This is a genomic window from Pseudorhodobacter sp. E13 (assembly GCF_003991405.1).
GTDB lineage: Bacteria > Pseudomonadota > Alphaproteobacteria > Rhodobacterales > Rhodobacteraceae > Pseudorhodobacter.
Genome location: NZ_RPEN01000159.1, coordinates 273,748 through 286,738 on the forward strand (window position 1 = coordinate 273,748; position 12,991 = coordinate 286,738).

The 12,991-nt window shown below is 61.8% G+C and carries 15 protein-coding genes and 1 other RNA gene; 9 read left to right on the top strand and 7 right to left on the bottom strand.

Annotation, left to right across the window (positions count from 1 at the left end):
• Positions 1-3 precede the first annotated feature (3 nt).
• From EGN72_RS17425 to EGN72_RS17440, 4 genes are all read right to left on the bottom strand, one after another.
• Positions 4-1,500, bottom strand: coding sequence for a TRAP transporter large permease (locus tag EGN72_RS17425; protein ID WP_127049930.1), 1,497 nt, complete (start codon positions 1,498-1,500; stop codon positions 4-6).
• The gene (locus tag EGN72_RS17430; RefSeq protein ID WP_127049932.1) at positions 1,497-2,078 is read right to left on the bottom strand and encodes a TRAP transporter small permease; all 582 of its coding nucleotides are present in this window, start codon (positions 2,076-2,078) and stop codon (positions 1,497-1,499) included. The genes EGN72_RS17425 and EGN72_RS17430 overlap by 4 nt, the downstream gene beginning before the upstream one ends.
• Positions 2,079-2,102: 24 nt before the next feature.
• Entirely contained in the window at positions 2,103-3,146 is a 1,044-nt protein-coding gene (locus EGN72_RS17435) for a TRAP transporter substrate-binding protein (protein ID WP_127049934.1), read from the bottom strand.
• Between the two features lie 231 nt (positions 3,147-3,377).
• A complete protein-coding gene (locus tag EGN72_RS17440; RefSeq protein ID WP_127049936.1) occupies positions 3,378-3,812 on the bottom strand; it encodes a MarR family winged helix-turn-helix transcriptional regulator in 435 nt (144 codons plus the stop codon).
• Between the two features lie 73 nt (positions 3,813-3,885).
• On the opposite strand from EGN72_RS17440, the gene hmgA reads away from it, so the two are divergent.
• From hmgA to EGN72_RS17455, 3 genes are all read left to right on the top strand, one after another.
• Positions 3,886-5,229, top strand: coding sequence for a homogentisate 1,2-dioxygenase (hmgA, locus tag EGN72_RS17445; RefSeq protein WP_199743773.1), 1,344 nt, complete (start codon positions 3,886-3,888; stop codon positions 5,227-5,229).
• A gap of 82 nt (positions 5,230-5,311) precedes the next feature.
• On the top strand, positions 5,312-6,184 hold the full coding sequence (locus EGN72_RS17450) for a DMT family transporter (protein WP_127049940.1): 873 nt from the start codon (positions 5,312-5,314) through the stop codon (positions 6,182-6,184).
• Positions 6,181-6,984, top strand: a complete 804-nt coding sequence (locus EGN72_RS17455; protein ID WP_127049941.1) for a bifunctional 2-polyprenyl-6-hydroxyphenol methylase/3-demethylubiquinol 3-O-methyltransferase UbiG — start codon at positions 6,181-6,183, stop codon at positions 6,982-6,984. The genes EGN72_RS17450 and EGN72_RS17455 overlap by 4 nt, the downstream gene beginning before the upstream one ends.
• Positions 6,985-6,995: 11 nt before the next feature.
• On the opposite strand, the gene EGN72_RS17460 is transcribed toward EGN72_RS17455, so the two are convergent.
• Positions 6,996-7,439 carry an ion channel gene (locus tag EGN72_RS17460; RefSeq protein ID WP_127049943.1) on the bottom strand — a complete coding sequence of 148 codons (444 nt, stop codon included), beginning with the start codon at positions 7,437-7,439 and terminating at the stop codon, positions 6,996-6,998.
• Between the two features lie 66 nt (positions 7,440-7,505).
• Between EGN72_RS17460 and smpB the strand changes: the two genes are divergently transcribed.
• From smpB to rsgA, 6 genes are all read left to right on the top strand, one after another.
• Entirely contained in the window at positions 7,506-7,979 is a 474-nt protein-coding gene (smpB, locus tag EGN72_RS17465) for an SsrA-binding protein SmpB (protein ID WP_127049945.1), read from the top strand.
• 150 nt (positions 7,980-8,129) lie between these two features.
• Positions 8,130-8,990: a 3-mercaptopyruvate sulfurtransferase gene (gene sseA, locus EGN72_RS17470; protein ID WP_127049947.1), complete on the top strand. Its 861-nt coding sequence runs from the start codon at positions 8,130-8,132 to the stop codon at positions 8,988-8,990.
• Positions 8,991-9,017: 27 nt separating this feature from the next.
• Entirely contained in the window at positions 9,018-10,202 is a 1,185-nt protein-coding gene (locus tag EGN72_RS17475; RefSeq protein WP_127049949.1) for an amino acid aminotransferase, read from the top strand.
• Positions 10,203-10,206: 4 nt separating this feature from the next.
• Complete coding sequence (locus EGN72_RS17480) at positions 10,207-10,839, top strand: HAD family phosphatase (RefSeq protein WP_127049951.1); 633 nt, start codon at positions 10,207-10,209, stop codon at positions 10,837-10,839.
• 36 nt (positions 10,840-10,875) lie between these two features.
• Positions 10,876-10,974: signal recognition particle sRNA small type (ffs, locus tag EGN72_RS17485), an RNA gene on the top strand.
• Between the two features lie 150 nt (positions 10,975-11,124).
• A complete protein-coding gene (gene rsgA / locus EGN72_RS17490) occupies positions 11,125-12,102 on the top strand; it encodes a ribosome small subunit-dependent GTPase A (RefSeq protein ID WP_233587179.1) in 978 nt (325 codons plus the stop codon).
• On the opposite strand, the gene EGN72_RS17495 is transcribed toward rsgA, so the two are convergent.
• Together EGN72_RS17495 and EGN72_RS17500 are read right to left on the bottom strand one after the other, a co-directional pair.
• On the bottom strand, positions 12,099-12,578 hold the full coding sequence (locus EGN72_RS17495) for a protein-tyrosine phosphatase family protein (protein ID WP_127049956.1): 480 nt from the start codon (positions 12,576-12,578) through the stop codon (positions 12,099-12,101). The two genes, rsgA and EGN72_RS17495, sit on opposite strands and share 4 nt — an antisense overlap.
• Entirely contained in the window at positions 12,575-12,886 is a 312-nt protein-coding gene (locus EGN72_RS17500) for a hypothetical protein (protein WP_127049958.1), read from the bottom strand. The genes EGN72_RS17495 and EGN72_RS17500 overlap by 4 nt, the downstream gene beginning before the upstream one ends.
• Positions 12,887-12,991: the final 105 nt, after the last annotated feature.

A 12,991-nucleotide genomic window follows, 5' to 3' on the forward strand; every position in this document is an offset into this window, starting at 1 on the left:
GTCTTACCAGCCGACAAGAAACAACGTGATCGCCGGGAACGCCACCAAAATCGCCACGCGCAAAATGTCAGAACCCACAAAGAACAACACCGCCTTGTAGGTTTCCATCATCGGGGTTTTGCGGTCCATTGTATTGATGATGAACAGATTCATCCCCACCGGCGGGGTAATCAGCCCCACCTCCACCACGATCAGCACCAAGATGCCGAACCAGATTGCGGTTTGCTCAAGGTTGATGCGCGCCAATGCGCCGTCATTCACCCCGCGCAGGCCCAGCGCGCGGATTTGCTCAGGCGAAAGCTCTGCGCCCTGCGCCAATACCGCCTGCACGCTGTTCAGCATATCAGGGGCCAGCGACAGCCCGCGCGCCAAAGCCTCGGTGGCGCGGGCGGCATGCAGGTCCGCCATTGTGATAAAACCGAAATCGAGGCCCTGCACCACAGGCCAAAAGATCGGGATTGTCAGCAGGATCATCGACAGGCTGTCCATCAGGCAGCCCAGCAACAGGTAAAACACCAAGATCAGCACCAGCACCAACCACGGGCTGAACCCTTGCTCCACCACCCAAGCGGAGATTTCCTGCGGCACTTGGGTCAGCGCCAGAAAGCCATTGTAAAACGCCGCCCCCAGCACGATGAAAAAGATCATCGCGGTGGATTTTCCGGTAACCAGAAAGCTTTCGGCCAAGCTGTCACGCGTCAGCCCGCCTTTGGCCCAAGCGATGAAACCGGTGCCAAAGGCGCCAATCGCCGCGGCTTCGGTCGGGGTAAAGATGCCGCCGTAAATCCCGCCCACCACGGCGACAAACACCAGCAAGACGGGCCAGACCTCTAGCAAGGCGGCAAAGCGCGCGGCATAGGGCACCCGCGCGCGCAGCCCCGCCGAGGCCGGATACAGCCGCACATAAACCGAAATCACCAGCACATAGCCCAGCGCCGCCAGCAGCCCCGGCAAAAAGGCAGCAAGGAACAGCTTGGCAATATTCTGCTCGGTCAGGATGGCATAGATCACCAGCACCACCGAAGGCGGGATCAGAATACCCAATGTGCCCCCCGCCGCCAAAGTCGCCGTGGAAAACCCGCCAGCATAGCCATGCGCCCGCAGTTCTGGCAGGGCCACCCGCCCCATCGTGGCCGCTGTGGCAAGTGATGATCCGCAGATCGCGCCAAACCCGGCACAGGCCCCGATAGCCGCCATGGCCACCCCGCCCCGGCGATGCCCCAACCAGCTTTCCGCCGCCTTGAACAGCGCTTGCGACAGCCCGCCCAGCGTGGCGAACTGGCCCATCAGCAAAAACATCGGCACGATAGACAGCGAATAGCTGGAAAACGTGGTGAAGGTTTCAGATTTCAAACGGGCAAAAGCAGCGGCAGACCCGCCCCCCACCAGCATCATCCCCACCAGCCCGGCCAGAAACATCGCAAGCCCGATGGGCACGCGCAGAAAAATCAGCGCCATCAGCGCCGGAAAGGACCACAGGCCGATTGCCAGATCGCTCACGCTTCGGTCCCTTCCACGGGCAAGAGCGCACGGCCCGTGACGGCTTCGGCCATCCGCATCAGCGCCACATAGACCGCCACAAGGGCAGCAACGACAGCAGCAGTCAGGCTAAGCGCATAGGCCCACCACAGCGGAAACTGCAACAGAAAGGTCGTCTGCCCAGACCGCAGCTCGCTCTGCATGCCTGCGCCAAGCTGCACCGCGATCAGCACCAGAACGGCGGCAAAGACCACCTCGGTCAGCGCGCGCAAGATGCGATCAGCGCGCGGCGGCAATCGGTTGGCGAACATATCCACCGCCGCATGGCCCGATTTGATCTGGCACAGCGGCAGAAAGGCGAAAATGGCAAAGGCGATACCGGCCTCGATCAACTCAATATCGCCTTTCACCGGGCCGATGCCGGCATCCAGCAAGGCCTGCGCCGTGCCCGCAAACAGATCGCGGGCCAGCATTCCATGCAGCAGATCGCTTGCCTTCCGGCCCAGCACCGAAAGGCAGGTCAGCAGAACCAAGGCCACCAGCATGGCCCCGCCCAAATAGGCAAAGACCCGTGCAAGGGTTTGAAAAAAGCGCTGCATCAAGGCCCCTTTTGCGCCACAGCCCTATTGCTTGGCTTGGTATTCATCCATCAAGGCGCGGGCCTCATCAATCAGGGCTTGCCCGTCAATCCCCTTGCCATGCATTTCCGCCACCCAAGAGGCGTAAATCGGCTGGACCAAAGGCAGCCATGTCTGCGCGGCCTCGTCCTTGCTGATGGTGATGATGGTGTTGCCACGATCCACCGCGACCTGACGCGCAGGTGCATCGGCATCCGATTGCACGCCGCCCGCAAACACCGAAAACTCCAAGCCGGAATTCTGGTCGATCACGGCTTTCAGATCATCGGGCAGGGCTTCATAGACGCCTTTGTTCATCGCCAGCACAAAGGTCACGTTATACAGCGCCGGGCCTTCGAATTCGGTGTGATTGCCCACCAGTTCCGGCACCTTCAGCGACCCCGTCACCTCCCACGGGATGGTCGCACCATCAATCACGCCTTTGGACAAGGCTTCGGGCACCGCAGGCACCGGCATGCCCACCGGCTCCGCCCCCAGCTTTTCCAACAACGTGTTGACCATGCGCGAGGCCCCGCGGATTTTCATGCCTTGCAGATCGGCAGGGGTTTCGACCGGATCAGCCGTATGGAACAGGCCCGGCCCATGCACCCAAGTGCCCAGCACATGCACATCTTTGAACTCGGTATCCTTCATATGGGCATCAAACAGCTTCCAATAGGCATAGGAGGCCGCGCGCGCATCCGACACCATGAAAGGCAGCTCCAACACTTCGGTCGACGGGAAACGACCCGGCGTGTAGCCGACCACCGTCCAGATCACATCGGCCACACCGTCAATCGCCTGATCCAGCAATTCCGGCGGGGCACCGCCCAACTGCATGGAAGGAAAGCGATCGACCTTGATCCGCCCGGCCGAGTCGCGCTCGACGTTATCGGCCCAGACATCGAGGATCAGCTTTGGCACATTGGCCTGCGCGGGCAAAAACTGGTGCAGCTTCAGCGTCACCTCTTGTGCCAAGACCTGCGTGCCCGCCAAGGCCGCAAGCGCCATGCCGCCCAGCGCCCCCAAGATCATTCGCCGATGTGTCATCCCAGTCTCTCCCCATATGAGATTGTTTGCTTGTTTCTCGGGCATTTCACCCGGCCCCCACACTGAATTTGCGACATGCCAGCGCCGTTTCGCGGAGTTTTTTATCCTTTTTCCGCCCGAAAGCGGGGTTTTCAGTGCGGCAAGGTGATGCCACGAAATGACACGGTTTCAAAGCCCCGAAAAGGCATATCCGCGCGGGATCTTTTGTCCATTTGGCAAAATACCGGGGCGCTACAGCTTTGCCAAAATCACCAAAGCCTGCCGCAAGGCCTGATCCTGCGCAGGCGAAAGCCCTGCGGTCAGTTGGCGGTCAAACACCTGCGCCTGCGCGTGTAAATCGGCATAGGCGGCGCGGCCCGCTGCGGTCAGCGCCAAAACCTCGGCGCGGCGATCCTGTGGCACGGTGCGGCGCTGCAAAAACCGTCGCCCCTCCAGCTTGGCGACGGCGCGGCTGACCTTGGTTTTATGCAACCGCCCCCGGTCGCACAGCGCCTTTGCCGTCATCTCGCCATAGCGGCCAAGGTGAAACAGCACCCGCCATTCGGTGCGCAACATGCCATAGCGGGTTTTGTAAAGCGTCTGAAAGCCAAGGCTGGCCTGTTCCGCCGCCTGATTCAGCAGATAGGGCAAAAACTGCTGCAAATCGAAATCTGACTCGCTGGGCATCGGGCGACAAATCCCTTGTTAGTTACATTTTCAACTATTATCCGAAAAGCACCTGTCCCGAAAGGCCACCCCCATGACCAAGCTGCATTCTGCGCCAAGCCCTGTTGGCACCACACCCGGTTATATGCCCGGCTTTGGCAATGATTTCGAAACCGAGGCGCTGCCCGGTGCGCTGCCACAGGGCATGAACAGCCCGCAAAAATGCAACTACGGTCTTTATGGCGAACAGCTTTCCGGCACCGCTTTCACTGCGCCAAGCCACCAGAATGAACGGACATGGTGCTACCGCATCCGCCCTTCGGTCAAACACACCGGGCGCTTTGCCAAAATTGCCCTGCCCTATTGGAAAACCGCGCCTTGCGTGGACCCGGATGTCATCAGCCTTGGTCAATACCGATGGGACCCGGTTCCCCATTCCGATGCCGCGCTGACGTGGCTGACAGGCATGCGCACCATGACCACGGCAGGGGATGTGAACACCCAAGTGGGCATGGCCAGCCATATCTATCTGGTCACGCAAAGCATGGTGGACAGTTATTTCTTCTCGGCGGATTCGGAACTGCTGGTGGTGCCGCAGGAAGGCCGTTTGCGCTTTTGCACCGAATTGGGGGTGATAGACCTTGCCCCGCAGGAAATCGCCATCCTGCCACGCGGGCTGGTCTATCGGGTAGAGGTGCTGGACGGCCCCGCGCGTGGCTTTGTCTGTGAAAACTACGGGCAGAAGTTTGATCTGCCGGGGCGCGGACCCATCGGGGCCAATTGCATGGCCAACCGCCGCGATTTCAAAACCCCCGTGGCCGCGTTTGAAGATCGCGAGGTGCCCAGCACCGTGACGGTGAAATGGTGCGGGCAGTTCCACGAAACCCGCATCGGCCATTCGCCGTTGGACGTGGTGGCATGGCACGGCAATTACGCCCCGGTGAAATATGATCTGACCACCTATTGCCCGGTCGGTGCCATTCTGTTTGATCACCCGGACCCGTCGATCTTTACCGTGCTGACCGCGCCGTCAGGGGTGGAAGGCACCGCGAATATCGACTTTGTGCTGTTCCGCGAACGCTGGATGGTGGCGGAAAATACCTTTCGCCCGCCGTGGTATCATAAGAATGTCATGTCGGAACTGATGGGCAATATTTACGGCCAATATGATGCCAAGCCCAAAGGTTTCATCCCCGGTGGCCTAAGCCTGCATAACATGATGCTGCCCCACGGCCCCGACCGCACCGCCTTTGAAGGTGCCAGCAATGCCGACCTGCAACCGCACAAGCTCGACCATACCATGAGCTTCATGTTCGAAACCCGTTTCCCGCAACATCTGACGCCTTTCGCCGCCAAGGAAGCCCCGTTGCAGGATGACTACATCGACTGCTGGGCCGATCTGGAAAAGAAATTCGACGGCACGCCGGGCAAGAAGTAAGCCCGCTCAATCGCTCTTTTCTTTTGCCACCGCCGGGCGTTAGGGTGCAGCGCAAAGACATGCTGGGCCGCAGGGAAGTGATATGAACAACAATCTGCGCGGCAGCCTGATGATGATTGCCGCGATGGCAGGCTTCGCGGTGGAGGATATGTTCCTGAAAACCGCTGCCCGCCAAATCCCCGTGGGCCAGATTTTGATGATCTTTGGTGCGGCGGGGATGGTGGGGTTTGCAATCCTTGCCAAGGCGCAAGGCGCACGGCTGCTGAACCCCGCGATCCTGTCTGCCCCGATCCTGATCCGCGCGGTGTTTGAGGTGATGGGCCGCCTGTTTTACACCTTGGCGATTGCGCTGACGCCGCTGTCCTCGGCTTCGGCCATCTTGCAGGCCACGCCTTTGGTTGTGGTCGCGGGGGCGGCGCTGGTGTTTGGCGAAAAGGTCGGCTGGCGGCGCTGGTCGGCGATCATGGTGGGGTTTGTCGGCGTCATGGTGGTGCTGCGACCGGGGCTTGCGGGCTTTACCCCGCTGTCGGTGCTTGCCGTGCTGGGGATGCTGGGCTTTGCCGGGCGTGATCTGGCCACGCGGGCCGCCCCCAAGACCCTGTCCAACCTGACGCTGGGTGTTTACGGCTTTGCGATGATGGTGCCCACCGGGGCTGTGCTGCTGGCATGGACGGGGGGCGCGGTCTGGCCAGATGCGCCCACCAGCATTGCCCTTGCGGCGGCCACCCTGTTTGGCGTTGCAGGCTATTACGCGCTGACCGCCGCGATGCGCGTCGGCGAGGTATCGGTCGTGACGCCGTTCCGCTACACAAGGCTGGTGTTCGCGCTGATCCTTGGCGCGCTGGTCTTTGCGGAACGCCCCGATGCCGCCACGCTGATCGGCAGCGCGATCATCGTCGCCTCAGGCATTTACACGCTGCTGCGCGGGCGCAAAACTTCCGGGGCCACAGCATGACACAAGATCTGACACGCTACACCGCCGCCAACCGCGCCGCATGGGATGCTTCGGCCCCGGCGCATGCCGCAACGCCGGAATGGGCGGCACTGGTGCAGGCGGCAAGCCAGCCGGGGTTTTCCACCTTCGATGCCTGCCTGGCCGAGACGCTGCAAGCCCTGTCGCTGCAAGGCAAAACGGCGGTGCAAATCGGCTGCAACAACGGGCGGGAACTGCTGTCGCTGGCGCATTTCGGCGCGCGGCCCCGCTTGGGCATCGACCAATCCGCAGGGTTTTTGGCACAGGCGGCGCAACTGGCCCGCGCCGCGCAGTCTGATTGCCAATTCCTCTGCGCCGATATCTATGCCCTGCCCGAAAACACCCCGCGCGGCCATGACCTCGCGCTTATCACCATCGGTGTGCTGAACTGGATGCCCGACCTGCCGCGCTTTTTTCAGATTGTGGCCGGGCTGATGGCGGCAGGCGGCCAGTTGGTGATTTATGAAACCCACCCCATCCTTGATATGTTCGACCCGGATGCACCCGACCCGTTTGCGCCCGTGCGGTCCTATTTTCAGGCCGAACCACAGGTGTTTGACGATGTCATCACCTATGACGGCACAGACGCAGGCAAGGGCGCGCGGTCTTATTGGTTCGCGCATCCGATGGGGGCGATAGTGACGGCCATCGCAGCGGCGGGCCTGCGGATGGAACGGCTGACCGAACACCCCCATTCCAACCGAGAGGTGGATTACGACCGCTACGAAGGCCAGACCGCGCAATTGCCGCTGTGCTACACCCTGATCGCCCGCAAGCCGTAAGGTGTTTCGCCCTATTCCCGGCCTTTGCGCGCGTTCATCTGCCCCAGCCGCACATGGCGCAGCGCCTCAACCAGCAGCGCGGTCAACAGGCCAAAGTTCAAAAGCCCATTCGCCGCCGCCATGCCCGATAGCAATCGCCATTCCTGCGGCAACAACACATCGCCAAAGCCAAGCGTGGTAAAGCTGACCAGCGAAAAATAGACCGAGGCCTCCAGCGTGATGAACACGCCCAAGGCGTAAAAGGCCAAGGCCCAGATCCAGACGCCTGCCGTGATGATCCCCAGCACCACAAAAGACACACCCAGCATGACCAGCAGCAGCTTGGGGCGGTGTGGCTCTCGCACCAGCCAACGGTGGCTGCGGGCAAACCCCATCTCCATCGCCAGAATTCCGGCGCCACCCACGGCAATCGACAGCAACATCAACCCGGTGCCAATGGCGATCTGCAAGAACATTCCAACCCCTTTGCCAAACGCCGCCATCTGGACAGTCGGCGCGCCAACCCCTATCTGGGGTGCACCATGGTAAAACACAGCGACCCCAATTCCAAACTCATTGCCGAAAACCGCCGCGCGCGGTTCGATTTCGCTATCGAAGATGATATCGAGGCGGGCATCATGCTTTTGGGTTCAGAAGTAAAGTCCTTGCGGCAAGGCGGTTCCAATATCGCGGAAAGCTATGCCAGCGTCGAAGATGGCGAGCTTTGGCTGATCAACGGCTATATTGCCCCCTATCTGCAAGCAAAGACATGGGGCCATGAAGAACGCCGCAAACGCAAGCTGCTGGTGTCGCGCAAGGAACTGTCGCGCCTGTGGAATGCGACCGCCCGCGAAGGCATGACCATCGTGCCGCTGAAAATGTATTTCAACGAGCGCGGGATGGTCAAACTCAAGCTGGGGATCGCCAAGGGCAAAAAGAATGCCGACAAGCGCGAAACCTCGGCCAAGCGCGACTGGGATCGCCAGAAGGCCCGTCTTTTGAAGCAAAACCGCTAAGGCACATCCTGCGAGGCGTTGCGCAGGGCGGCCCCGCGCGGCACCGGCTTTCGCCAAGCTGCGACCCCAAGGCCACTGGTTTTGCCGTCTCCAGCCTTGCCTCATACGGCTTATCCGATATACCCAACGTATTGCTGCAAGGAGCCACAGATGACCCCCGCCCCGCAAGACGACCCGAAAACGCTGGTCTCCACCGACTGGCTGGCCAAACACCTCAAAGACCCCGATCTGCGGGTGATTGATGCGTCTTGGCACATGCCGGCAACGGGCCGCGATGCGCTGGCGGAATATCATGCCGCCCATATTCCCGGTGCGCGCTTCTTTGATATCGACGAGATTTCGGACCATCGGTCAGAGCTGCCACATATGGCCCCCCCGGTGGAAAAATTCATCAGCCGGATGCGGGCGATGGGTGTGGGTGACGGGCATCAGGTTGTGGTCTATGACAGCACCGGGCTGTTTTCGGCGGCCCGCGTCTGGTGGACCTTTCGGCTGATGGGCAAAACCGACGTGGCGGTGCTGGATGGTGGTTTGCCGAAATGGCAGGCCGAAGGGCGCGAAATCGAAGATATGCCCCCCGTGGTGCGCGACCGCCATATCACCGTGCAGCGCCAATCCGGCTTGGTGAAAGATGTCACGCAAGTCGCCTCTGCCTCCAAACTGCTGGAAACGGAAATCGTGGATGCCCGCGCCGCCGCCCGCTTCAAGGGCGAAGTGGCCGAGCCCCGCCCCGGCCTGCGCGCAGGCCACATTCCGAATTCGAAAAACCTGCCCTTTGCCGAGTTGCTGAACCCCGATGGCACGATGAAAACGCCGCCCGCCCTGCGCACAGCCTTTGAGGCGGCAGGGGTGGACCTGTCCAAACCCGTGATCACGACCTGTGGGTCCGGCGTTACGGCGGCGATCCTGTCGCTGGGGCTGGAACGCATCGGCCACCGCAATCACGCGCTTTACGATGGCTCTTGGTCGGAATGGGGCATGTATGATGACCTGCCCATCGCCAAAGGCTGACCCTGCAATCTGTTGAAAGAAGACCCCATGCTGAACGCGCTGCACGCCCAACCGCAAGACAAGATCCTGCAACTGATCCAGATGTTCAAGGATGACCCGCGCGACACCAAGATCGACCTTGGCGTCGGGGTCTACAAGGATGCCACCGGGCTGACCCCGGTGATGCGCGCGGTCAAAGCCGCCGAAAAGCAGCTTTGGGAAAGCGAAAAAACCAAAACCTATACCGGCCTCGCGGGTGAACCTGCCTATGCCGAAGCCATGCAAACCCTGCTGCTGGCCGGTGTTGTGCCAGCCGATCGCTTGGCTGCCGTGGCCACGCCCGGCGGCACCGGTGCCATTCGCCAAGCGTTGGAACTGATCCAGCTTGCCAGCCCCGATGCTACGGTGTGGCTGTCCAACCCCACTTGGCCCAACCATCCGTCGATCATCAAATACCTTGGCATGAAGATGGCCGAATATCGCTATTTCGACGCCGAGAGGCGCGGCGTCGATTTTGATGGCATGATGGCCGATCTGGCCAGCGCAAAGCCCGGTGATGTGGTGTTGCTGCACGCCTGCTGCCACAACCCGACCGGGGCAAACCTGACCTTGCCGCAATGGGCCGCCGTGGCCGACATGCTGGAAAAGACCGGGGCCATTCCATTTGTCGATATCGCCTACCAAGGCTTTGGCGACGGGCTGGAGGAGGACGCCGCAGGCATGCGCCTGTTGGCAAGCCGCCTGCCCGAGATGCTGATCGCGGCGTCCTGTTCCAAGAACTTCGGGATTTACCGCGAACGCACCGGCATCCTGATCGCCATCGCGCCAAATGCGGATATGCGGGCGGTGGTGCAGGGCAATCTGGCCTTTCTCAACCGCCAGAACTTCAGCTTTCCACCCGATCACGGCGCGCGGCTGGTGACCATGATCCTGACCGATCCTGCCCTGCGCGCCGAATGGCAGGCCGAACTGGAAGACGTGCGGCAGAACATGCTGACCCTGCGGGAAAGCCTTGCCGCCGAATTGCGCCGCCTGTCCGGGTCTGACCGTTTCGGCTTTCTGGCCCAGCATCGCGGCATGTTCTCGCGGCTGGGGGCAACGCCGGAACAGGTGGAAACCCTGCGCCGTGATCATGGCATCTATATGGTGGGGGACAGCCGGATGAACATCGCCGGGCTGAACGCGCGCACCGTGCCCATTCTGGCGCGTGCCATCATCGACGCAGGCGTCTGACCGCATGTTTGATGCGGTTATCTTTGATCTGGATGGCACCCTGCTGGACACCGAAAGCCTGACACAGGCGGCGGGGATCAAGGCCTTTGCCGATTGCGGCATCACGGTGGACCCAAGCTTTCTGCACGGGCTGATCGGGCGGGATGACGTGACAGGCGCGGGCCTTGTCCGCGCGCGGTTTCCGCAACTGGATTTCGATGCCTTTGCCGAGGCGTGGAAACGGCAGGTGCTTGCGCATTATGCGGGCGGCATCCCGCTGAAACCCGGCACGCATGAATTGCTGGGCGCGGTGGCCTTGCCAAAGGCTCTGGCCACCTCCTCCACCCGCGCGCAACTGGATTACAAGCTGGGCGTGACTGATATTTCCGGCTATTTCAGCCATTTCGTCAGTTTTGACGATGTGACCCATGCCAAACCCGCGCCCGATCCGTTCTTGCTGGCTGCATCGCTTCTGGGGGTGGACCCGAAACGCTGCCTTGCCTTTGAAGACAGCGAAACCGGGGCCGAAGCGGCGCATCGCGCAGGCATGACCGTGGTGCAGGTGCCCGATATCAACCCCGCTTCGGGCCGCTTTGCGCATCTGGTGGCCCCCGATCTGCTGTCCGGCGCGCGCGCGATTGGCCTTTTGCCCAGTTGACCTTGCGAATCCCGTTCGCGCCACCTATATCGAAGGGGAGAGGTTGGCGCGGGCAAGTGCCTCGCCAACCTGGTCAGGTCCGGAAGGAAGCAGCCACAACGAGCCCCACTTGGGTCGATGTCCAGCCTCTCACCCTCGCCCATTGGGCGCGCGCTTGCGCCAAACGCCGGGATATTTGTCATCTCCACCGATACCCCCCCACCCCTCTCGCTTGAAGCCCTTGGCTGGAGCGATGATTTCGCGCGTCAGATCACGGCAGAGGATGACGGCAGCCTGCCCGCCCGCGTGGCGCAAGTGCATCGTGACCGCTTGGCCGTGCTGACACCCGATGGCCCGCGTGAGGTGGCGCTGCCCAATGGCCACCCTTCGGGCAGCTTTGCCGTGGGCGATTGGGTGATGATTTCCGCCACGCAATCGGTGATGCGGCGGCGGCTGGAACGGCGCAGCCTGCTGCAACGCCGGGTGCATTCGCGTGCAGGCAGCCGCAACATCGGTGAATATCGCCTGATCGGCGCCAATATCGACACGCTGTTTATCACCACCTCTTGTAATGCCGATTTCAACGTGGCGCGGCTGGAACGCTATCTGACCCTGGCTCATGACGCCGAAGTAGAACCCGTGATCCTGCTGACCAAGGCCGATATGGCCGACGATCCCGAAAGCTATGCCATCGAGGCGCAGAAACTGGGGCGGGATTTGGCGGTGCTGGTGCTGGACGCCCACGCCCCAGATGTGCCCGAAAAGCTGGCGCAATGGTGCGGCATGGGAAAAACCGTGGCGCTGGCCGGGTCCTCTGGTGTGGGGAAAACCACGCTGACCAATGCGCTGACCGGGATGACTGAGGCAACACAAGGCATCCGCGACGACACGCGCGGTCGCCATACCACCACGGCCCGCAGCCTTTATCCGCTGCCCAAGGGCGGTTGGCTGATTGATACACCCGGCATCCGCGGGCTTGGGGTATCTGATGCTGCTTCGGGGATTGATGTCACCTTTGCCGAAATCACCGAACTGGCGAGCCAGTGCAAATTCCGCAATTGCGCGCATGAGGCAGAACCCGGTTGCGCCGTGCAAGCCGCCATCGCCAGTGGCGACGTCGATGCCGACCGGCTGGACCGCTGGCGCAAGCTTTCAGCCGAAGATGCGGTGAACAGCACCACATCGGCGGCGGCCATGGGCAAGGGTTATGGCATCACCAAACGGTCCAAGGGCAAGGCGCTGGCCAAACAGATCAAGACCGCGCAGAAACACAAAAAGCGCTAATCCCGCAGCGCCCAAGCCAGTTGCGCCTCGGTTTCAATCGCGCAGGGACGTGCCGCGCGCAACCGGGCCAAAGCGGGTTGCGGTGGCTCACCCGCCTCCAGCATCAGACGCAGGGCGATCATGCCCGTGCGACCGCAGCCCCCCCGACAATGGATCATCACCCGCCCGCCACGCGCCAGAACCGCGCGCAGCTCTTGCGACAGCGCGGGCCAGTCACCGCCCTGCGGCACCCCAAAATCCCTGATCGGGAAAGGCCGCCACGCCATGCCCAACCGCGCCACCTGCTGCGGCAGGGCAGATGCGCCCAATTCCGCCAGTTCCGCTTGTGGCACCAAGGTCAGCACCAGATCGGCCCCCCAAGCCTGCACCTGCGCCAGATCATCGGCCAAGCCCGCCCCCTCCCCGGCACCCGGCAACGGGCACAGCGCCAGCGCCCCCTTCAACAGCGGTAGCGGCGTCAGGGAAAAGCCGCTCATGCCAAGCCTTGATTCAAGGCCCGGACGATCAGCACGAAGGCCAGCGCAATCATCGCCGCAGTGACCATCAGCGGCACCTGCCCCACAAGGCGCAACGCATCGCCCTTGGGCAGACGGATCGCAAAACTGCGGGCCTGCATCGCAACCACCCCAGCAAAGAACTGCCCGATGACAAAGCCCGCCGCCCGTTCCACCCCACGCAGAAAGCCCAGCCCCTCGGCGGGGCCAAACACCCGCAAGGCCAGCGAGCACAGAAAAACCACCAGCCAAAGCGCAAGCAAAATCTGAACCCAGCGACTGTTCGACATCGGCGTCTCCCGGCGGTATACCCTGTTTCAGACTAGTCATTGACTGGACGCGCGACAAGCCAGCGCCTAACCTCTGGCCGAAGTTCGAATCCGCCGCCGCCGCAA